Origin of the sequence: Schlesneria paludicola DSM 18645 (assembly GCF_000255655.1) — a bacterium.
Taxonomy (GTDB): Bacteria; Planctomycetota; Planctomycetia; order Planctomycetales; family Planctomycetaceae; genus Schlesneria; species Schlesneria paludicola.
Genome location: NZ_JH636434.1, coordinates 125588 through 147936 on the forward strand (window position 1 = coordinate 125588; position 22349 = coordinate 147936).

Annotated in this window: 19 protein-coding genes; 12 read left to right on the forward strand and 7 right to left on the reverse strand. The window is 56.1% G+C overall.

Annotated features, from left to right (window positions below; translation table 11 throughout):
- Positions 1-164 precede the first annotated feature (164 nt).
- Positions 165-1100: an MBL fold metallo-hydrolase gene (locus OSO_RS0100785; protein ID WP_157604922.1), complete on the forward strand. Its 936-nt coding sequence runs from the start codon at positions 165-167 to the stop codon at positions 1098-1100.
- A gap of 86 nt (positions 1101-1186) precedes the next feature.
- Here OSO_RS0100785 and hemL read toward each other — a convergent pair whose 3' ends face one another.
- The 4 genes from hemL to OSO_RS0100805 form a co-directional block, all read right to left on the reverse strand.
- Complete coding sequence (hemL, locus tag OSO_RS0100790) at positions 1187-2482, reverse strand: glutamate-1-semialdehyde 2,1-aminomutase (protein ID WP_010581695.1); 1296 nt, start codon at positions 2480-2482, stop codon at positions 1187-1189.
- A gap of 119 nt (positions 2483-2601) precedes the next feature.
- Positions 2602-3249 carry a hypothetical protein gene (locus tag OSO_RS47265; RefSeq protein WP_010581696.1) on the reverse strand — a complete coding sequence of 216 codons (648 nt, stop codon included), beginning with the start codon at positions 3247-3249 and terminating at the stop codon, positions 2602-2604.
- Positions 3250-3480: 231 nt separating this feature from the next.
- Positions 3481-3951, reverse strand: coding sequence for a hypothetical protein (locus OSO_RS0100800; protein ID WP_010581697.1), 471 nt, complete (start codon positions 3949-3951; stop codon positions 3481-3483).
- A 139-nt stretch (positions 3952-4090) separates the two neighbouring features.
- Complete coding sequence (locus tag OSO_RS0100805; protein ID WP_010581698.1) at positions 4091-4615, reverse strand: hypothetical protein; 525 nt, start codon at positions 4613-4615, stop codon at positions 4091-4093.
- Between the two features lie 263 nt (positions 4616-4878).
- Here OSO_RS0100805 and dacB point away from each other — a divergent pair, with 263 nt between their 5' ends.
- From dacB to OSO_RS41590, 3 genes are all read left to right on the forward strand, one after another.
- On the forward strand, positions 4879-6492 hold the full coding sequence (dacB, locus tag OSO_RS41585; RefSeq protein ID WP_010581699.1) for a D-alanyl-D-alanine carboxypeptidase/D-alanyl-D-alanine endopeptidase: 1614 nt from the start codon (positions 4879-4881) through the stop codon (positions 6490-6492).
- Positions 6493-6650: 158 nt separating this feature from the next.
- Positions 6651-7076 carry a DoxX family protein gene (locus OSO_RS0100815; RefSeq protein ID WP_010581700.1) on the forward strand — a complete coding sequence of 142 codons (426 nt, stop codon included), beginning with the start codon at positions 6651-6653 and terminating at the stop codon, positions 7074-7076.
- An 83-nt stretch (positions 7077-7159) separates the two neighbouring features.
- A complete protein-coding gene (locus OSO_RS41590; protein WP_010581701.1) occupies positions 7160-8743 on the forward strand; it encodes a M81 family metallopeptidase in 1584 nt (527 codons plus the stop codon).
- 248 nt (positions 8744-8991) lie between these two features.
- Here the strand turns inward: OSO_RS41590 and pyrE are convergent, their stop codons facing one another.
- Positions 8992-9549, reverse strand: coding sequence for an orotate phosphoribosyltransferase (gene pyrE / locus OSO_RS0100825; protein WP_029246516.1), 558 nt, complete (start codon positions 9547-9549; stop codon positions 8992-8994).
- A gap of 365 nt (positions 9550-9914) precedes the next feature.
- Here pyrE and OSO_RS0100835 point away from each other — a divergent pair, with 365 nt between their 5' ends.
- The 5 genes from OSO_RS0100835 to OSO_RS50530 all read left to right on the forward strand — a co-directional run bounded on the left by OSO_RS0100835 (position 9915) and on the right by OSO_RS50530 (position 15104).
- The gene (locus OSO_RS0100835; protein ID WP_010581703.1) at positions 9915-10886 is read left to right on the forward strand and encodes a DUF1559 domain-containing protein; all 972 of its coding nucleotides are present in this window, start codon (positions 9915-9917) and stop codon (positions 10884-10886) included.
- Between the two features lie 115 nt (positions 10887-11001).
- Complete coding sequence (locus tag OSO_RS0100840; RefSeq protein WP_010581704.1) at positions 11002-12195, forward strand: PepSY-associated TM helix domain-containing protein; 1194 nt, start codon at positions 11002-11004, stop codon at positions 12193-12195.
- A 197-nt stretch (positions 12196-12392) separates the two neighbouring features.
- The gene (locus OSO_RS0100845; protein ID WP_010581705.1) at positions 12393-13187 is read left to right on the forward strand and encodes a class I SAM-dependent methyltransferase; all 795 of its coding nucleotides are present in this window, start codon (positions 12393-12395) and stop codon (positions 13185-13187) included.
- A gap of 119 nt (positions 13188-13306) precedes the next feature.
- Complete coding sequence (locus tag OSO_RS51540; RefSeq protein ID WP_010581706.1) at positions 13307-14413, forward strand: leucine-rich repeat domain-containing protein; 1107 nt, start codon at positions 13307-13309, stop codon at positions 14411-14413.
- A gap of 361 nt (positions 14414-14774) precedes the next feature.
- Positions 14775-15104: a hypothetical protein gene (locus OSO_RS50530; RefSeq protein WP_157604924.1), complete on the forward strand. Its 330-nt coding sequence runs from the start codon at positions 14775-14777 to the stop codon at positions 15102-15104.
- Between the two features lie 146 nt (positions 15105-15250).
- Here the strand turns inward: OSO_RS50530 and OSO_RS47270 are convergent, their stop codons facing one another.
- Positions 15251-15877, reverse strand: a complete 627-nt coding sequence (locus tag OSO_RS47270; protein ID WP_010581708.1) for an HdeD family acid-resistance protein — start codon at positions 15875-15877, stop codon at positions 15251-15253.
- Between the two features lie 37 nt (positions 15878-15914).
- Positions 15915-16754 carry a TIGR03067 domain-containing protein gene (locus OSO_RS0100865; RefSeq protein WP_010581709.1) on the reverse strand — a complete coding sequence of 280 codons (840 nt, stop codon included), beginning with the start codon at positions 16752-16754 and terminating at the stop codon, positions 15915-15917.
- 328 nt (positions 16755-17082) lie between these two features.
- Here OSO_RS0100865 and OSO_RS0100870 point away from each other — a divergent pair, with 328 nt between their 5' ends.
- From OSO_RS0100870 to OSO_RS47275, 3 genes are all read left to right on the forward strand, one after another.
- Positions 17083-19881: a PSD1 and planctomycete cytochrome C domain-containing protein gene (locus OSO_RS0100870; protein WP_010581710.1), complete on the forward strand. Its 2799-nt coding sequence runs from the start codon at positions 17083-17085 to the stop codon at positions 19879-19881.
- An 8-nt stretch (positions 19882-19889) separates the two neighbouring features.
- Complete coding sequence (locus OSO_RS0100875) at positions 19890-21359, forward strand: DUF1501 domain-containing protein (protein WP_010581711.1); 1470 nt, start codon at positions 19890-19892, stop codon at positions 21357-21359.
- A gap of 201 nt (positions 21360-21560) precedes the next feature.
- Positions 21561-22310: a leucine-rich repeat domain-containing protein gene (locus tag OSO_RS47275; RefSeq protein ID WP_010581712.1), complete on the forward strand. Its 750-nt coding sequence runs from the start codon at positions 21561-21563 to the stop codon at positions 22308-22310.
- The last annotated feature ends 39 nt before the right edge of the window (positions 22311-22349 follow it).

Here is a 22349-nt window from a genome sequence, read left to right on the forward strand (position 1 = left end):
CCACATCGTCGGTTTCGAATCCCATGAATGGAACGTGTCATGAATTGTCCGTCGGTTTCTTTCTGAATGTCACGACATTTCTTACGATGCCTGAGTGCTCGCCCAGCAAATCTTGGTCGTTCCAGCCAATGGAACTCGATCCGATCATTTCAGAAGGAAACGAGATGAACTTGCGTCGAATCCGTACGTTGATGGTGGGCCTGCTAACGGCCTCGGTTTTGTTCGGCGTCACTGGCTATGCCCTGGGACTTCTGATACCGACCGAAACGACCGTGACGGAACTGGCGCCAGGCGTCTTCTTTCGAAAAGCACAGTGGAAGCCGGAATTCATCGGCTGCAATCAAGGCTGGATCATTTTCGATGATTTCGTACTGGTGATCGAAGCCAGCTTTCCGAATCAGGCCGAAGAGTTGATTAAAGAGATTCGAAAGACCACCGACAAGCCGATCAAGTATGTCTTCGACACCCATTGGCATGGTGACCACGCCGATGGCAATCCGATCTTCATAACCGAGGGAGCCAGCGCGATCGCGTCAGAATCGAGTCGTGAGCAGTTCCTGAAAAAAGGAATTGAATCTTTTGACAAGCTCAAGCAGGAAAAGCCCAAGGAATATGGCGCCCTGAAATATGGCATTCCTTCGGTGTACTTTCCGAAGAAGATGGTGCTCGAAGATTCCCGTCAGCGTGTCGAGCTTATCCACTTCGGTCACGGGCACACGGCAGGAGACGCCGTGGCCTGGCTGCCGCAACACGGACTCTTGTTTACCGGCGACAGTTGCGTGAACGGCGCATTCAACTACACCGGGGAAAGCAATACCTCCAGTTGGATTGCCGTGCTGACCGAAATGGCAAAACTTCCCGTCAAAACCGTTTGCCCCGGTCACGGAGAGATGAGCGATTCCAAACTGCTGGGAACGCAACGGCGCTATTTCGTCGAACTGCGTCAGGCGATTCAAGAAGGGATCAACACCGGAAAGTCGCTCGACGAAATCAAGCGTACGATCGATCTGCCGTGGTACAAGGAATGGACCGGTGCGAGCGTCCGGGAACAGACGGAAAATATTGAACACGTCTACAAAGAACTGACGGCGAAAACGTGAGTGCATTGCCGCGACACAACAGACCAGCCCCCTGCTCGCGAATCAGCACCGTGATCGATTGCAGGGGGCCGGAAGTCACGACGGATTCAGCTCGTCACAATGCGAAATGCCGCTTCAGCCGCTTCCAGCGTCGCGCGAATATCGTCGTCTGTATGTGCGGCCGAAACGAAATTCGCTTCAAACTGGCTGCAGGCGAGATAGACACCTCGTTCGAGCATCGCATGAAAATAGCGAGCGAAGGCTTTGGTGTCGCTCTTCGTGGCGATGGCAAGATTCGTGACAACCTCAGGATTGAAGAACAACGTGAACATGCTGCCCACTTGTGGAATCGTGTGAGCAATACCCGCCTTGCGAGCCAGGTCTGACAGCCCCGCTACCAGCGCTCTGGTCATCGCCTCGAGTCGCGGATAGGGATTCGACTGCTTCAAGATCGACAACGTAGCAATTCCGCTCGCCATCGCCACCGGATTTCCAGAGAGGGTGCCGGCTTGATAGACCGGTCCCACGGGCGACACGACGTCCATAATTTCGGCTCGGCCGCCATACGCCCCAACCGGCATTCCTCCACCGATGATCTTGCCCAAAGTCGTTAAATCCGGCCGAACTCCGAATAAGGATTGAGCTCCGCCGTACGCAACGCGGAAGCCGGTCATGACCTCATCGAAAATCAGCACGGAACCGTTTTTCTTGCAGACCGTCTGTAGCGCTTGCAGGAACGCTTTTGACGGAACCACAACGCCCATGTTCCCGACGACGGGCTCGAGAATCACAGCCGCGATTTCAGCCCCGCGTTTCGAGAATGCGTCCTCGAGTTGTTGTACGTCATTAAATTCCAACGCCAAGGTGTCGGCCGTGCATCCCGCCGGGACACCGGGACTGGAAGGTGTTCCAAGCGTGAGTGCTCCGCTTCCCGCCTTCACGAGCAGGCTGTCGACATGTCCGTGATAACAACCTGCAAATTTGACGACGACATTGCGACGGGTGAATCCACGCGCAACGCGAATCGCACTCATCGTCGCTTCTGTGCCCGAGCTGACCATTCGAACGCGCTCGATCGACGGCACGGCTTCAATCACCATTTCTGCAAGCTCCGTTTCGAGCTCGCACGGGGCACCGAAACTGGTTCCTTTTCCAAGTTCCCGTGTGATCGCATCGATAACGGCCGGGTGGCGATGCCCCAGAATCTGAGGGCCCCACGATCCGATGTAGTCGATGTATCGATTGCCATCGATATCGTGGAGGTATGCCCCCTCTGCCCGATCCATGACGACCGGTGTTCCGCCAACTGCCCCGAAGGCCCGCGCCGGACTATTGACCCCTCCCGGAATCGATTTTCGTGCACGGGTAAAATGAAGTTCGCTTTTTTGCTGTGTGAAGGCCATGAAGTCGCAGTCAAAGAAATGCTAAAACGCCTGAGGCAGGCTGATTGAATTCGGTGCTGACGTCGCATCCGAGCGGAACACGTCGTCGCAATTGCGGCGACGTGTTCCTGGTCCCGATTCTACTTCTTTTTCGCCCCTTGCATGCGAATCAGATCGAGCTTCGACAGCGGTTTGCCATCGGGGCCCGTTGTCGGCAACGCCACAGGAGCTGGAGGAGTAGCGGCGACAGGCGCGGGCGCAGGAGGTGTTTCCGCGATCGCTTCTTCCGTTGGAACAACAGGTGTTGTTTCAACGACAGGTGCGGCAGGCACTGCAGCGGCAGGAGCCCCCGCGGCTTTGGCGGCCTGCTGCTTGCGAATCATATCCAGGGGCGACAACTTTGCCGCGCTGGGAGCTGGCGCCGGTGCGGCAGTCGCGCCAGACTTGGCCGCCTGTTGGGCGCGAATGGCATCCAGGGGGCTTTTCCCTGCGGGGGCGGCAGCGGGCTTGGTCGCGGCCGGTTTGGCCGCCGCGGGAGCGGCTTTGGCCGCCGGGGCTGGGGCACGCTTGATCGGAGCGTCCACGACTTTCAAATAGTCTGGATCAATGTCGTACCAGCCGATATCGACAGGGCCATCGAACTCGACCAGGGCACGGCAGTTCATATTCACGGTCCTGACCTTGCCGGTCCAGTTCTGGAACCGACGAAGCTCGGGAACGTCGACATCCACCACGACAAACTTATCGGTCAGCAGATCCTTCAGCTTCTCCGCGCGTTCAATCGACATAAGAATATCGCTCCGCAGTCGGTTGGATTCAGTATCAGGCCCATTCCAATGGCACCCGAGTTCATTGAATTCTGCGAGAACCGGCCTTCGAAATCAAGCTGGCACCACGCCGAATGAGCGCCAAATCTGTTTCAAAGGAGAGGCGGTGCCCTCTTCCGGAGATGATTCAGCGATCGAGACCTACAAAGTCGCTCGACGCGATCGTAGCCCCGAGAATTCACTATCGAAGCCCTACTTTTCCAGATAATACGCCAGACTCCAATCACCGATTTCTTTCATCTGCTTCGCGGTTCCAAAGTAAACTCCACCGAAGGGTTTACCGCGCACCATATCGTAAAACGTGATGTGCAAGGCACCACGGTGCTTGATTGTGATCTTCAGCTCAAACTCCGTCATCTCTTTCGAGATTTCCTTCCGCTGGAAACGATCTCCTTCGTCCAACCCATCACCGACAGTTTGCGTTAGTTCCAGCGCCAGTTGAGCCGTTGCCTGACCGTGCAATCGGGCACGCCCTTTGACCGTTATGGAATCGCCCTGTTCCAGTTTCGTTGACGTCGACATCACGTCCGTAATTTCGATCACATCTCCGTCACGGAACAGCTTGGGGCCAAGCACTGGGGCAACAGACTCTTGCAAGGGTGGCGCAGCCAGCACTTGAGAAACCCAGAGTATGACCACAAACAAGCTGAGTCTTTTCTGCATGATTCAGATTCCTGAGAATCGATCCGATTCGAAAAGTCTACAGAGATCCCAATGCACGGAACGTATTCATCCCGGCAGACATTGAACGGCGCTCGGAAAGCGGGCATCGAATCCGCGGTACGCCATCGCCACACCTTCATCAGACTCCGACGGCCTGGACTTCACCTTGCGGGGGATTTGCCGAAAAACGCACCGGGGCGAACGCTGACGATGTCATCGCTGCGCAGACGCCAACAGCACCGAGCCAGATTCCAAAAAACTCACTCAGATAGGCTGCTGAAGCGACCGACTGAGGGATTCTTGCCGACACATTGAAATTCGCGTCCGCCGTCGCCGCGACTCGATTGGTGTTTGCTCGATCACGCAACGCGTCAAGGATTTGTACAGCCTGAGAAGAAGCCAGCGAGTTCCCGTACGCCTGTAACGCCAATGAGGCAACAACGCAGATCGTGCTACAGGTCAACAACCGTGTGGTCGGAACAACGCTGTGCGGTGTCCTCAATGTCGACAGGCAAAAAATGGACACGGACGTCAATAGACCGATTGCGAAACCGATTTCATGGGGCGAGCCGGGTGCAAGTTCACGGCCGATCGTGGGAACAGCCAGGATCCATGTTGCGATTCCGACCAGAAGCGAAATCACGAGTGGAAATGCGACGAACATTCCAATTCCTCCCTTGCGTGACACGAACCGTCAGACGTGATGCAAAGCCAGCAACGAAGACGCATTCTGACGCCGCAAAGACATTGTGTCAAAAGCAAAGGAGATCATTGCAAATTCGCATTCTGTCAATTCACCTGATCCACCCCGACGCGACGACGTCTATCGAGAAGGGAGAGACGCGATAGAACATTGGTGGTATCTTCTCGCGTCGTTTCCTCAAGTTAGTGTCGATTTGCATGAACCGTATCGGAGACCGCAGTTCCATGGCCAGCACTTGCCGTCAAGTGTCATTCGAGTGTTTCCTGAAACGGTCAACACGCCTTTGGAAACGAATTCCCATCGTCCTGATTGTGGCGATGGCTTCCGGTGCATGGCATCCTGTTCGCGCTCAAGACAGTTTGCCAGGGGCCATTCAACGCATCACGCACCAGGCGCATTTCAAACAGGCGCATTGGGGCGCCTTGTTTGTCGATCAACAGTCGGGGCGCGTCATCTACAAACATGATGACGAAAAGCTGTTTATTCCCGCTTCGACGACCAAACTCTATACGGTGGCATGCGCACTGGAGGCGCTCGGGCCGGACTATCAGTTCGTGACGCCCGTCGTTCGCAAGGGCGAGATCAATGAACACGGGGAACTGAAAGGAGACCTGATCCTTGTCGCTTCGGGCGATTTGAGCTTCGGGGGCCGCACCACACCCGATGGAAAAATGGCCTTTGCGAATGTCGATCATACCTACGCCAACGGGAACCTGGAGGCGGAACTGACGGCCCCTGATCCGCTGGAAGGATTGAACGACCTGGCGCGGCAAGTGGCCGCGGCAGGAATCAAACATGTTCACGGCGAGATCCTGATCGACGATCGCTTGTTCGAACAGGCGGAATCTTCAGGCAGCGGTCCCACCAAAGTCACTCCCTGTATGGTCAATGACAATCTGATCGATCTCCTCTTTACTCCCACGGATGTTGGCCAGCGTGCCGTCTGCACCTGGCGTCCACAGTCCGAAGGGGTCCGGGTTGAATCGAAAGTGACGACCGTGAATTCAGGCAAGTCGCTGGACATCAAGATTCGCGATCTGGGCCATGGACGAATCTCGGTCACGGGAAAGATTCCCTACGGACATAAACCGGTTCTGAAGGTGCAGGAAGTCCATGATGCCCGTGCGTTTGCCAGGACGCTGTTTATTGAAGCTCTGCATCGCGTCGGAGTGTCGGTCGATGCCGCGACGGTGAGTGAAGCGACGACGTCCGAATTGCCTGGCGTTGCCGACGTGCATCAGCTGCCGCAGGTCGCCGTCCATCGCTCGCTGCCGTTGTCTGAATCGGCCAAATTGATCCTGAAAGTCAGTCATAACCTGCAGGCCAGTACATTGCCTTTGCTGGTGGCCTGCAAGCATGGCGAACGAACTTTGACCGCGGGACTCAAGCAGCAGCACGCGTTCCTCAAACACGCGCACGTGGACGTGGACACAATCTCACTTGCTGGAGGCGCGGGCGGGTCTCGAGCCGATCTGATCACACCTCATGCGACGGTGCAACTCCTGCGATACATGACAACACAGCCCAGCTTCCCGGTCTTCCACAGCGCACTGCCTCGACTTGGCGTCGATGGAACGCTCGCGAAGAACATCGCTCATGACAGCCCCGCCCGCGACAAGGTGCACGCCAAAACCGGTTCGCTCTACTGGGACAATACAATGAACGGCTCGTCGGTCATGACCAGCAAGGCGCTGGCCGGTTACATGACGACCGCCAAAGGACGGCAGGTGATCTTTGCGATGTTCGTCAACTACGCCCATCTTGGGCATGGTGTGACGGTAAAGACCTTTGGAGATGACTTGGGAAAAATCTGCGAAACTGTCTATCTTCATGAGTAATAAGTAGGTGGGACAGTCACGAGTTCGCGAACAGGCCACGCTGGCCGCTCGCGAAAATCGGATGCAAGTCTCCGTTCCGGTTTGATGCCCCTTCGATGGCTCGACTCCATCACCCTATTTGATTCGATCCCCACCGCCACTCCATGAAAGCCCCGGATATGACTGCTGTAGCAACTTCTGAACGACCGGCATCTGATGGACCGGGCATTTCATCCGTCCGCCTGTGGACCGGCCGGATCTTGACGGGAATCGCGGGTTTGTTCTTGTTGATGGATGGCAGCATGAAAATCATCAAACCAGAGATTGTGGTGAAGATGACCACCGACCTCGGGTACCCCGAAAGCCTGATCATGCCGCTCGGAATCGTACTGATCACTTCGACAGTACTTTATCTGATTCCCGCCACGTCACTCCTAGGGGCCGTCCTGTTGTGCGGCTACCTCGGCGGAGCGGTGGCGACGCATGTGCGAGTCCAAAACAGCACATTTGAGATCGTCTTTCCTGCAATCATCGGCGCAATTGTCTGGGGCGGACTTTGCCTTCGATACCCTCGGATGAGTGCCATGATTTTCGGGCCTCGGTAACCGTTCAGATCGGGACGATCCCTTCCTGTGAGCGGCCTCAAAGGCGTTGCTCAGAGTTCTCCGATTCTGATTGAAATTCTCGAATGTCGACCTTTGCCAGAATTCCCCTATTCGCGAAAGAGATTGAATTGGCTGCAGCCAACCCCAACGAGAAACGGATCCTGGTCGCGGAATGTCTGCACGAGGTCTGTTCATTTAATCCCGCGCCGACTCGGTACGAGGACTTCTTCGTCAATTTCGGTCAGCAGATGCTGGACTACCATCAGCGGGGCGGAACCGAAGTGGCGGGGGCATGTCAGATCTTTCGCGAACATGCAGATCTTCGAGTGATACCCACGTTCAGCGCACGCGGAATCACCTCGGGTGGCGTCATTCCCGCCGCGGATTTCCGCCGGCTGGCCGACGAATTTCTGGGCAGTCTGCGGCAAGCGGGACCCGTAGATGCCGCCTATTTCACACTGCACGGCGCGATGGCAGCCGAAAACGAATTGGATCCGGAAGGGTATCTGCTTCAAGAGGCTCGAAAGATTCTCGGGGAACAGATTCCAATCGTCGTTTCTTGCGATCTGCACGGCATTCTGACAGATCGGATGATGGAACATGCGGATGTGATTGTTCCTTACCACACCTATCCTCACGTCGACTTCTTTCAGACGGGCCAACGAGCGGGACGGCTCCTACTTCGATGTCTCGCCGGAGAAATCGCCCCCGTCACCGCCAAGGTCGAGATTCCCGCACTGGTCCGCGGGGATGAATTGATCACGGCCACCGGGCGATTCGGCAAACTCATCGGTGAAGCGCAGCAATACGAACAAGGCCCCAAAGGCTTATCCGCTGGGTACTTCATCGGGAATCCGTTTACAGACGTTCCGGAACTACGAACCTACAGCATCGTCGCGACAGACAACGATCCGGATCTGGCCGAGAAGGCGGCATTGCAACTGGCGAACGCGTTCTGGCCGCATCGCCATGAAATGCAGGCGCAACTTCAACCGGTCGACGAATGCGTCCGACTGGCGATCGACACGCCCGGAACGGTGGCCATGGTCGACGCGGCGGATGCCACCAGTTCCGGGGCGTCCGGAGACAGCAATGTCATCTTGCGGGCCTTGATTGCGGCAGGCTATTCGCGTCCGGCACTCATTCCCATCGTTGACGCCCATGCAGTCGAGAAGGCGTTTGCGGTCGGCGTTGGGCAGACCGCAACCTTCACTTTGGGAGGCTCCATCGATTCAAAGCGATTTCAACCCCTTTCCCTGACTGCCGAAATCACGATGCTGTCGGACGGCCGATTCCGAAGCGAATCGTTTCGCCAACAATGGTACTCGGGCCCGACGGCTGTACTGCGTTCTGGAAGTTTCACGATTGTGGTGACCAGCCGGCCGGTGCACCTGTTTGATCGGTCCTTGTTTCTAGCTCACGGACAGAATCCGCGCGACTTCGATCTGATTGTCGTCAAGTCACCGCACTGCCAGCATCACATGTACGCAGAATGGTGCACCCGGCTGATTCATGTCGACGCGGCGGGATCAACGAGTGCCAACCTGCCGACGCTGGGACACCAGATTTGCCGACGACCGGTTTTTCCATTGGATCCTCAGCTTGAGTTTTCCCCCAAGGTAAAGCTGTTCTCGCGCGCCGGAAAACGATCACGTCCAGCGGACTAAGCAAGCGGGGCTTTGGGAGAGGCTGGGCTGTCGGTCCGCAGAGACCGATTGCCTTGTCACGATCCAAGACCATCTCCACTTCACTCCGTTGCCTCAATGACGACCGAGTCATCCCAATCAAGACAGACAGACGCCCCGTGTTCGCTCGGTTCGAGCCAACACGGGGCGTGAATTCATTGCGTTCTCTGGTCCCGCCTTCGATTCGGCGCGACCATGTCGCGTATCAAGCCAAGTCGATCCGCGGTCTCTCACCCATTTGCCGGCGCCGCAATCCCGAAATCTTCGATCGAGAGCAGCGATCGAAACGGCAAACCGCGTTTCTCGAAATTGGCGGCTCCGCCTTCTTTTCGATCCACGATTCCCACCACGCAGGCCACGGTGCATCCAAATTCGAGAATGCGATCGACGGCCTGTAAGGCACTTCCGCCGGTCGTGACCACGTCATCAATCACGACGACCTTCGAACCGGGCTTGAGTGGACCTTCGACGTAGCGCTGCGTACCGTGCCCCTTGGGTTCCTTCCTGACGAGGAATCCATCGAGTGATCGCCCCTGTTCCGCGGCGGCAACCAAGACTCCACCGACAATCGGATCAGCGCCGATAACCATCCCGCCGATCGCCGAGTAGTCCACGTCTTTCAGCAGATCCAGCAATCCCAAGCTCACCAGCCGCAACCCGATCGAATGCAGCGTAATCTGCTTACCATCCAGGTAGTACGTCGATTTTTTGCCGGACGCCAGGGTGAAGTCACCAAACTTCAGGGCCCGCTCATGAAACAACGCAATCAACTTCTCACGATCCGACATGCCGCAATGCTCCGAGTGATCTAAACCAACAATCCAATCTGACGGCCAATGGTAATCTTCCGGGTTCGGAGACGACAGCGTCCCAGTGACACGACGTCGACCGCCCAATGAATCGCGGTCAGTTGGCATCGCCCTTTGACAACGAGGTGTTGCAGCTCACTTCGCCTCGGCGACCACGTTCAAGCGTATATTCAGTCAAGAACCGTTTGATTCTCGTTGTCCGCCCTGATATCGTCTCCCGCAGGAAGTTGAGACTCGGTCTCAACTTTGCTTCCTCTTGCGATTAGCCATTGCCTTCTTGGCGCAGCCAAAGCTCGACGGACAGGTTGTTGACGCGACTTTTCTGCTCCTGACATGGTGATGGCATGCTTCGTTCCCGCCACGGTTTCACGCTGATCGAACTTCTTGTGGTCATCGCGATCATCGCGGTCCTGATTGCCCTACTGCTCCCCGCAGTCCAGCAAGCACGCGAGGCGGCTCGACGGACCCAATGTAAGAACAATCTCAAGCAGATTGGCCTGGCACTGCACAATTACCACGACATCTATAACCGCCTGCCGATCACGCAGTACGACTCACAGCCCGCCGGGGATTACCTCACACTCACCTGCTGGACACGGGCAATCTTCCCGCAACTGGATCTGGCCACGATCACAAACAACTGGAACGACCTGCAGAATTTCAGTATTGGCCAGAATGCGGTTCTGAATCGAACGCCGATTCCCGCTTACAAGTGTCCGTCGTCACCGGCGCCCATCATCGGCCTCTGGACGTCGGCCGGGGGAACGCTTGACCCTCAACTCTTCACGTCGGACGTCGCGGGCAAGTACTCCGGGGGAATCTGCGAGTACTCGTGCATCGCGAATTCGCAGATCACACCCGACACCGCGACTCCACCGCTCTCGGGGATTGGAATGATGAACTACAACACGTCCGCCAATCCCGCCGAGGTTTCGAAGCGATTTCAAGACGTGACGGACGGTCTGTCCAATACGATGATGCTCGGGGAAGTGTGCGGTGGTGCCGACAACTATACACCGAACAGAGCCAAGGACGGCACGTCACAAAAGCTTCGCTTTCATAATTGGGCGGGCCAGAATCGAATCTCGTTTCGCGACTACAAAAAGGACGGGACGGCCAGCAACACGACACTCGATCCTTGCATCGTGAATTGTTTCGGCGGTGCAGGTGGCTCAAATCTCTTCAGCTTCCATACGGGCGGAGCACAAATTGCGCTGGGCGATGGTTCTGTACGGTTTCTCTCAGAGAGTGTCGATTTTCAAACGGCGTGCCGGCTCGCCACCTGTCAGGACGGAGCGATCGTCGGCGAATTCTGATCGTTCAACAGGCTGCTAAGACGCTTCGGCAAAGACGAGCAACGTTAGACATCCATCCTCGCCCGCTTGCAGGACCGCTCCATGCGATCGCTGGCATCATCATGGAAAGCCCCGCATGCGACTGCAATTGCGCAAAGTTTGGTTGATCGTGCATCGTTGGCTGGGGCTGACGGCGGGGCTCTTGTTTGCGCTCAGCGGACTGACCGGCAGCCTGATCGTATTTGATCATGCCATCGACGAATGGCTCAATTCCGGCATCATGCTGACGCGGAATCAAGGATCGCCATTACCGCTGTCAAAGATTCTCGCGGCCGCAGAAAAGGGGGCTGCTGCCCCGGGACGCGCCGTGAATATCTACTATCCGCGCGTCTCCAACGGCACTTTTACGCTGTACTTTCGCGAGCCAGACAATTCGAAAAAGGCCGACACGACGGAAGTCTTCGTCGATCCCGTCACGGCCGAGATTCTCGGTCAACGACCGCGAGAGAGTGGCTTGGTGGCCGTCATCTATCGCCTTCACTCAAAACTGCTTGCTGGCGAGACCGGGCAAGGTCTACTTGGTGGACTGGCAATGCTGGCGCTCGTTTCACTGACCAGTGGTTTGTTGCTGTGGTGGCCCTTGGTTCGGAAGAGCCTATGGACCGGCTTCGGCATCCGGAAGAGAATGAGGGTCTTCGACACGCACAAGTCCCTTGGGGCTTCGTTCTCTCCGATTCTCCTGTTGATTGTCACAACGGGCGTCTATCTGACTCTGCCCGACTTGATCAAGCCGGTGGTGACCGCGATTTCGCCCGTCACGAAGTTGCCCGGGAAGGTCAAATCAACCGTTCCCGATCCCCGCACGCCACCCATCGGCCCAGACGCGGCCGCGCAAGTGGCGCTAGAAACGATGCCTGACTGTCGCCTGATGTCCGTCGATCTGCCCCTCAAGTCCGACGACTCGTATCGCGTGTCCGTTCGGCAAGTCGGTGAAGTGGGGCAACTTCGCGGCGTCGGTCGGGTCTGGGTCGACCAGTACCAGGGCACCTGCCTGGCCACGCGCGATTGGAACAAATTCACGGCGTCCGACACGTTCTTTCGAATCCAGTTGGCACTGCATTCAGGCGATGCGTTCGGCATTGGGGGCCGCTGGCTCTTCTGCCTGGCCGGACTGGTCCCCGCGACTCTCTACGTGACAGGTTTCATGATGTGGCGACGACGAACCAAACCTCCCGCGGCACGTCGTACGATTGCTGACGCTCAACTCGCCAGTTCGGCACATGACTCGTCCGAACTGGTCGCAGCAAATGAAGCGACCTCGACACGGTAACCCGCATCGCGGTGTCAATCCGCTCTCGAATGACTCGGAAGGTACTTTCGCACGCTTGAAGCCATCGGTGGTATTTATACTTTTCGGTTCGGTCATTACTCTGCTCAGGACACCGAGCCTCTCGTCGGTTGTCGCTTGAGTCAAGACGTCAGGCAGGCCGTACGCGCCACCCATCCTTCAAGACCGGAATCATACGAATGTCGACCACCGAGATCCGCTTCACTGATGGAGCGGGCTATGAACGATACATGGGAAAATGGAGTCAGCTTGTCGGCGCTGCGTTCCTCGACTGGCTTGCTGCCAAACCCGGTTTACGATGGCTGGACGTTGGCTGCGGGAACGGCGCCTTTACGGAAATGCTCGTCGAGAAATGTGCACCCCGCTCTGTCCAGGGGATTGATCCGTCTGAGGAACAACTCGCGTTCGCCCGGATACGTCCCGCGTTGCAGCAAGCGCAGTTTCGCATCGGCGACGCGATGAAACTGCCATTTCCCGACGCCGCATTCGACGCAGCGGTTATGCCGCTCGTGATCTTCTTCGTTCCCGATCCGGCCAAGGGGGTTGCGGAAATGGCTCGAGTCGTCAGCCCTGGCGGAACCGTCTCTGCCTATGCGTGGGACATGGTGGGCGGCGGCTTTCCTTATGACGCGCTGCATGCGGAAATGCGTGCTCTGGGCGTGGCCGTTCCGGCACCGCCCAGCACGGATGCGTCGCGGATCGACAACCTTCGAGACTTGTGGATCAGTGAAGGTCTCGATTCCGTCGAAACACACGCGATCACCGTTCAGCGGACGTTCGCCGATTTCGACGACTATTGGTCGACAATCCACTTGGGTCCAAGCGTCGGTCGACAACTTTCCGCGATGCCACCAGACCAGCTTGCGAGCCTCAAATCACGCATGGAGGTGCATCTGCCGGCAGACGCGACCGGCCAGATTACCTATCAGGCGCGAGCCAATGCCGTAAAGGGCCGAATGCCGATTTCGTTCTAAAAACGAGACAACGGATGATTCTGGACCACCGACCGCCCCACGCCGCATTGCATCCGAATCGCAGTGGAACACCTTCCGGCATTTTTTTTTGTAAGATAGGTGATCGGATGAGGTTTGCCATGAATCTATTCGGCTCAAATACGACGGTGCGCATTGGCGGAATTAAGATGCACGATGCGACTCGCGCCGAGCTTGAATCGTCTGCATCGGTGCGCGATTTTCACGAGCTTGCGAAGCAGCCACGACTCGAGGTCTTACAATGCTCGGCCCCCGTACGCGACGCGGTGTGGAGTGTGCTAAACGAACATTTCTGCACAGTGCGACCGGATGTTCAGATAAGAGTTTATGGTCATTATTCGGCGAATTGTGATCTTAACTTCGTACGCCTGTTGCCAAACGTTCGCCGTTTTGCGGCAGACTGCCTGATGCAAGCGAGTGGCATCGAGAGCATCGCCTTAATTCCAAATTTGGAAACATTGTCACTTGGCATCTTCGAACTTCACGACTTCAACGTCCTCGAAAGCATTTCGCCAAAATTGGCGTCCCTGAGCCTCACCGCAACTCGATCGAAGAAACCGAGCCTTGCCCCTTTAAGGCGATTTCGCTCGCTCCGAAATCTTTATCTCGAGGGGCACTGCAAAGACATTGAAGTCATCAGTGACTTACCAGATCTTGAGAAAGTCACACTAAGATCCATCACGACACCTGACGTTGGCTACCTGTCGAAATTACCCACGCTCCGTTCGCTCGCGATCAAACTCGGTGGAATTCGAAACTTCAAAGCGATCGAAGGGATGCAGAGCATTCAGTATCTCGAGCTATGGCAGATCCGCGATCTACACGACATTCAGTTCATCTCGACGCTGCCGGGCCTTCAATACTTCTTTCTACAATCTCTACCGCACATCGCCCAGCTTCCTCGGCTAAGCGATTCAAGAAGCCTGCGGCGGGTTGGAATCGAAAACCTCAAGGCACTTCATGATTTCACGGCGTTGGAAACAGCACCAGCTCTTAAAGAGTTTTTTCTCATCGACGGACGTAAGCAAATTCCTCAGCAGCTTCTACCCGTACTGAACAATCCAAACCTTCGACGGGCGAGCGCGTTTTTCGGTAGCGAGCGCAAAAACGCAGAGTTTCTGCAACTGCGAGACAAATACGGAAAATCAGAAATGATTCCCTCGGAACCTTTAAGTTCCGAAGACAGCCCAATGAACGGTCATGGATGAAGATCCTGCTGTTGTGAGAAGTTCATCGGCTGGATATCGGCGACTTGTTAAACGTGTCATTTCCAACAGATGACAAGTGACAGGAAGATTATGCCTTTATTGACACAGAGCGCGCGAGATCTGGGGACAATGCCGAATGGAACAACCAAAACGCATTGGGTGCCGAACTGTTTTGCTCTTCATTTGTGCGATATGCCTGATCGCAATCGTCGGCCTCGTTTGGGAAATTCGACAAATTGCGATCCGACTTGAAGGCACACGTCCGCAAAAGATCAACCGAAACCACTTCCACGTCGTCGTCTTTCCGAAAAGGTGCGAACCCCCGCTCAAACGTGCCGTCTTTCTGACGTTGGATGAGCTCATGGAAAACGATGAACGGATGAGGGACAAGTTCGAGGTTCTCTTCGGTGACAATCCCGTCAGCATGGAATCGGCCCGTTTCACAGCCGTTCCGGATGAAGACCGCGAACAGCACGACATCGAAGCGCTCAATCGACAATTTCAGTTGTGGGGTGACAAGACAGATTGGAAACGCGTCGAGTTTTTTATCAACCGACGCGGCAATCAAGGCGAGTCCGTCGTGAAGCTGAAGTTGCACACGCGTCGAGGCGATCGCCTCGAATATCTGTATCGGGTCACCCCCGATGGACGGGTAATTCCCGTGTGGGAACTTTTCTATAACCGCATCTGAAATTGATTCGACACGGCTACGGGACTCGGGTTCCGCACGGATTCAAAACCACCCGCATCACTTGATGAGTCCCACGGTAACTTCTCTTCAAAAAAACGGGGCGGATTCCAGAAAACATTGCGTCCCACGTGCGAAGACGGTGTCCGTCATACCCGCTGATCAATACGACGAGAGAGACGTCGTAGTCGCTCGGCGACGAACAAGAGGACTCCACCTAGGATCAACGCGACCACCGCAATCAGCCACGAAATGGCCACGACGCCCGTGCTTGGCCAAATGACCAGGATCAACCCGATCAGGACGAGAACCGCACCAAGGATCGCGAACAAGCGACTTGATTCGGCATCCTCGCCTTGACTTCGGTTTGACAGAAACAGGCCAATCCCCTGCAGCAGCGCCCAAGCACCGACGAGCGTCAGGAAGACCCTCACGCTGAGCGTCGTCCAAAAGAGTAAGATCGCGCCGACCATCAAACTGACGATCGAGAACAGGGGAAATCCGTTGCGACCACCCGAGCGGAATGCCCCGATCACGCCAAGCAGTCCGTCGAACAGGAAGTATGCCCCCAGAATATTGACCAGGACACTGATCGTCTTCTGCGGCCAAAACAGCGCGACAACCGCCAACCCCACCGCCAGCACACCCCGAATCAGGAACCACCACCACACGTCGTTCAGGCGTTCGCCGACGCGTTCCCTGGCGACGTAAGCCACTTGTCGCAGCTTTTCGCGGTGTTCCACAATCGGATCATCTGGCAATGGAGCTTCCGACATGGGCCTCTCCCTGAAATTTCAATACCGTCACGAATAGTTATTCCACCTTCGACGCGCGGCCAAGTCGCCCCATGTAGTCCACGAAGATCAAGTCGTTCTCAGAGATTGAGCGGACCGTAAATGGCATCGTGTGATTCACGCGATCAGGATGCAATGAAGCCGTACAAAGCAGACTCAGCGTCCCTCGTTTGACCACCCAAGTTCCGTTTGAAACTGGCGTTCGCACGAAGACCTTTTGGAAAAGTCGCAACTCTTGGACTTCACGGATCGTCGACCAGGTGCCGTTGCTGCGAATTGTCAGCACAAGCGATCCAATGTCGTCGCGATACCGCCATGCCCCCGGCAGCATCTTCGTCAGTTCTTCGTCCGACAGAATTTTTGAGCCGCCCGTCAGCGGTGGTGAGTGCGGTGCTTTCGCGCTCGCGTCCGCGACCGACATTTTCTTCAGGACCATCAGCATTCGCTTAGATCCCTTTTTGGCCGAAAACTCTGTTGGCTGTGCACCGTCGGCGGCGTCGGACAGGCAGACAACAAGCTTGCCTTCATCAAATCGATAGATTCCCAGGACTTCTTTTTTGTCCCGGCTCAACAGGTCAATCCCTTTCGGGAACTGCGTGGGATCGATCTCAAAAACTCGGGCGTGCTTTTTTCCATCCTCGGGAGACTTGTACGTCAGTGAGTTGTCGATGATCTCAAATCGACCACCGGAGGGAAGCCATTCTCGGATCGCATCGGGAGGAATGACGTGACCATCTTCGACTAGTTCGATCACCTCCCAGTGTCCCTGAAATGGTTTCAGTTCGGCGTCATTCTCTGCGGCACGCAGGGACGTCACCAGCGCGAGGCACATCAGACACATTTGTAGAGCGCGTTTCATTCGTCAGACTCCATTCTAGAATGAGAATATTTGAAGCTTCGACGGGTTCGTGAGGGATCGAATACGAATGCCTGATTCATGAACGAGCCCATCCCGAAATCCCACTCGTCGCAAATTCCCGACGAGTAGACGCAATGTATACCAGAACATCCACTTTGTCCCAAAGTGCTACGAGGTGGATCACACATAAAATTCTGCTCGCGGCAGCACGCGCGTCGAATGTTAATCTTTTGCGGTCGCCCCAATTCTGATTCCGATTCCCTAATCCAGCCACGATCGACTACGATTCTCTGTCGGGATTTTGATTCTCTTTCCTGGTTATCGACCTATGAGACTTCGCCCGAAAAGCCATCTGGTGTTCATCGGACTGATCGTCGTCGCCACAGGTATGACGTCGTCAGGGTTTGCGCTGGCGCAGCAGTCAGCTGAAGCCGCCACAGCAAATTCCCCTTCGTTCTCCGCCGATATTCAGCCATTGCTCAAAGACAAGTGTGGGAAGTGTCATGGCGCTCAGACTCAGAAAGGCGAGCTGGCACTGCACACGCCAGCGATGATCGAAAAAGGGAGCGAATCGGGTGCGGTGGTGCTCGCCGGCAATTCGGCGGGAAGCCGCTTGTTCGAGGTCGTGAAGCACGGAGAAATGCCTCCCGACCAGCAGGGCACGCTTTCCGAAGCAGAAGTGGAATTGATTCGCCGATGGATCGATGACGGGGCATCATTTGGCCAGGAAGCGGCCACGCAACCGCGGGCCGTCACCCAGCACGATGTGACCCCGATCTTGCTCCTGCGGTGTACGGCCTGCCATGGGCGCCACCAACAATCGGGGGGACTGGATCTTCGTGATCGAGCGGCGATGCTTAAGGGGGGGAAATCGGGGCCCGCGATCGTCTTGGGAAAGCCCGACGAGAGTCTCTTGCTTAAACGAGTCCGCGCTGAAGAAATGCCGCCGCATCAGCGTTTAACCGAAGTTTCCGTCAAACCGATGGAACTCGAAGAGCTCAAAATAATCACGCGCTGGATTGAGTCGGGCGCACCGCTGGCTGACGAACCACCTGACCTCGCCGCAACACCAGAAGATCCACTCGTTCGCCAACAGGACAAAGAGTTCTGGTCCTTCCGCCCACCCCAGCCCGTCACAATCCCCGCCTTGCGTAGTCTGTCGAACGTCTCGGCCACGAATCCTTTGAGGTCACCGATTGACGTACTTGTGGCTCAGCAACTTCAAACCAAGGCACTTTCGCTCTCGGAATCCACAGACCGAGCGACGCTGCTGCGACGCTTGACATTCGATCTGATCGGTCTGCCGCCAACCCCTGAAGAAACCGATGAGTTTCTTGCGGATCAGTCGGCCGACGCTTACGAGCGACTGATCGATCGCTTGCTGGCATCGCCACGATACGGCGAGCGGTGGGGAACGCACTGGCTGGGTGTCGCGGGTTACGCCGACTGCGAAGGAAGGCGCGAGCAGCATTTGCCTCGTCCCGCCGCCTGGAGATATCGTGACTATGTCATCCGATCATTGAATGACGACAAACCATACGATCGCTTCTTGCTCGAACAGATCGCCGGAGATGAACTGGCAGATTACGAGCACGCCCCCCGGATCACGCAGCAACTGGAAGACAATCTGGTCGCGACGGCGTTTCTACGGTTGGCTCCCGATCCAACCTGGGCCAATTTGACCGGCTTCGTGCCGGATCGATTGGAAGTCACGGCCGATTCCATTGATGTGCTGACGGCCGGCGTGATGGGAATGACCTTTAAATGTGCCCGCTGCCACACGCATAAATTCGATCCGATTCCCCAGCGCGACTATTATCGTCTGGTCGCGATTTTTAAAGGGGCGTACGATGAACACGACTGGCTGAAGCCACAGCTCAAGTCGTTCGGCGGTGCGATGAGTGCCGGGATGGGCGAGCGATTGCTCCCCTACGTCACCACGGACGAGCGGCAACGCTGGGAGGCACATCAAGCCGAAATTCAACGACAACTGGACGAACTTGCGAAGTCTCCTTCGACACCCGACGTACAGCAGAAGATCAAAGATCTCGAAGCAAAACGGCAACCCGAACCGCGGATCATGGCGCTGTGGGATCGGGGCGAGCCTTCGCCGACCTACATGTACCGCCGTGGGAATTACCTGACACCCGGTTCGTTTGTAGCTCCAGGCGTTCCTGCCATTTTGAATGGTGATACTCCATTCGAAATCACTCCCCCCTGGCCCGGCGCCAAATCGACTGGACGGCGTCTGGCCTTTGCGAAGTGGCTGATCGCACCGCAACAGCCGCTCACCGCGCGAGTGATGGTCAACCGAATCTGGAAACATCACTTCGGCCAGGGAATCGTTCGCAGTTTGGGAAATTTTGGAAAGACCGGTGATCGTCCAACGCATCCAGAATTACTCGACCACCTCGCGCTCAACTTCATTCGTCACGAATGGTCCCTCAAATCCGTGCATCGCGAACTGGTGTCAACGACCACCTATCGCCAGAGTTCATCAATTTCCTCCGTGGCCAAAGTGGCTGACTCGGCAAACTGGTTGCTGTCAAGAATGCCGCTGCAGCGGCTCGATGCCGAACAATTGCGAGATTCAATCGCCTTGCTTGCCGGAGAGTTGATTGAAACTGGTGGCGGACCTTCTGAGCCCGTTCTGATTCGCGGGGACGGACTCGTGTTGAGCGGCCGTCGTCGCAGCATCTACGCGGAACAGCTTCGCAAGCACCCGCCATCGCTCATGGAGAGTTTCGATCTTCCCGCCATGAATCCGAATTGCCTGCAAAGAACCGATTCTCTGGTCCCCACCCAAGCACTCCATCTGTGGAACGATGCCGCGATTCGACGCCTGGCCACACAGTTTGCAGATCGCGTCTGGCGGAACGTGTATGACCGGAATCCGAATGCCTCGGACGCCGATCAAATCGTGGAAGTCTATCGCATCGCGTTAACTCGGACGCCTCGCCCTGACGAACTTGCGGCGTGCGAACTGGCACTCGCGCAGCTTCGCGACAACTGGCGATCATCGGCGACGTCAGACAAAATCTCCAATCGTGATGAGGCATCCCGCCGCGCCCTGGCGACCCTGTGTCATACGATTTTGAACTCCGCCGATTTCCTTTACCTCGACTGAGGCCCTCAATGGAACGCGACTTGGGAATCTTTGAATCGGGTCATTGTCCTGTTTCACGGCGCGACTTCTTTTCACACGTCCGGACAGGTGTTTGCGGTGCGGCGTTGCTACACCTCCTGCAACAGGACCTGCGTTCAGACGACTCCTCGGAAGTCGCGGACCTGCGGCCTCGTCGACCGCCGTTGCCCGCACGTGCGAAATCGGTCATTCATCTCTTTATGAATGGCGGGCCGAGTCAGATGGATCTGTTTGACCCAAAGCCTGAGCTGGATCGACATCACGGTGAATCGTATTTCGACAAGATTGCAGGGGAAGTCGAAAATGTGAAGGATGCCGGCGCGCTGATGCGCAGCCCGTTCAAGTTTGCTCAACATGGCGGATCTGGAATGTGGGTCTCGGACGCACTTCCTCATATCGCCCGACACGTCGACGAACTGACCTTGGTTCGTTCGATGTATACAACCAATATCACGCATGAGCCAGCTCTGTACCTGATTCAAACGAACCGCATGGTCTCGGGCTATCCCACGCTCGGCTCCTGGATTACATATGGGCTCGGAAGTGAATCGCAGAATCTGCCCGCGTATGTGGTGCTCGACGATCCGCTGGGATTGCCGATCAATGGAACTGAGAACTGGCACTCGGGATTCTTGCCGCCCATTTATCAGGGAACACGCTTTCGCTCGACCGGCTCGCCCGTGCTCAATCTTCGCCCGGAACAGGAAGAACCGCGGGCCGTGGTAGACATGCAGCGTGATTTGCTGCGGCGGCTCGATCGAATGCACCTCAGTCGTCGCCCCGATCAGCCCAAACTTCAGGCACGAATCAGTACGTACGAGCTCGCCGCGCGAATGCAGCTTTCAGCAAGTGAAGCGTTGGATTTATCCGCCGAAACGGCAGCGACTCAATCGCTGTACGGGATCGGACAGCCGACAACCGACTCCTACGGCCGCCGCTGCCTGATCGCCCGACGCTTGGTTGAACGCGGAGTGCGGTTCGTCCAATTGTTTATCAATGCCCAGATCTGGGACAATCACACCGGATTGGCAACCGATATGAAGGCGGCCTGCGATCGAACCGATCTTCCCATTGCAGGCTTGTTGCAGGATCTTAAACAACGCGGCTTGCTCGAGGACACACTTGTGATCTGGGGCGGTGAGTTCGGACGTCTTCCGATCGCCCAATTGTCGGCCGATAAAGACGAGCGAAAATCAGGCCGTGACCACAATAAAAACGCGGGTTGCCTGTGGATGGCGGGCGGCGGCGTGCGAAAAGGTTTCACGTATGGCGTGACAGACGAATTGGGGTTTGCCGCCGTCGAAGACCGTGTCAGTGTCCCCGACTGGCATGCGACGATTTTGCACCTGCTTGGCCTGAATCATGATGAACTGTCCGTCGATCAACACGGGCTCCGCGAAAAGCTGACGGGCGTCCTACCCGCGAAAGTGATTCATGATTTGATTGAGCCGCATTCATAAAACCAGGAAACATCTTCGACGTCGCGTGGATTGCGTGTCGCGAGGCACCGCTTCACAGCCTATTGAAGTAACGGGGACCGGCTCCGGCCAGATGAAAAAACGCCATGACATCGTGAACGCCAAGTTGCCTGTCCCCCTTGCTTCAACAGGCTGTTAAACTCCTTGGTATGTTCAAAATATCGACAACGAAAGAAGGTTGAATTGTCACGGGAAGATCTCAACCGAGTGGAACCGAATCGAGTGATTGCGTGGCTCGCACGGCGGCGCATGCCCTTGATGTTTGGAACCGTGGGCGTTGTCCTGTTGATTCCGGTGTTTCTCGCACTGACGATTCTGATTCCCTTCCTCAGTGAACGCCGCGTGGCCCGACACGTTGAATCGATGGGGGGAACCTTCAGTACAGAATATTTCGGCCCCGAATGGCTGACGCCATCGCTTCGAACACAGTTCCCCCTGTTTGATCGAATCACCGTCGTCAATCTTAACCGTGGGAAGAACACCGACCGTGTCGTTCCCAGCTTGTGCCTGCTGAAGCATCTCGAGACGCTGGATTTGGAACTTTCGGATGTCAGCGACGAAGGTCTCAAGTCACTCGGACGATTGTCGCAACTCCGCGGCCTGGGGTTGAATCACACAGGGATTGCAGACATTGGACTCGGCTATTTGCGACCACTGACGGGCCTGCAAGGACTGCACTTGGATGGGACAAAGATCACGGATGCAGGAGTCAAACACCTGCAATCCATGTCGCATCTTCAGATACTAAAACTGTCGAATACGCTGGTGAGCGATGCTGGTGTTGAGGTCTTGTTCGACCTGCACGAATTGCAAATTCTCAATTTGGCCGAATCGCGCGTGACGCGTCGAGGATTTGTCTCACTCCGTCAAGCACTGCCGAATTGCGAGTTGCCCGTCATATTTGACATGCACTTGCCGATGAGCGTTTTCTGAATGGATTTGTGAGTCGCTAAACTCTCTGAGTCCCTCAAC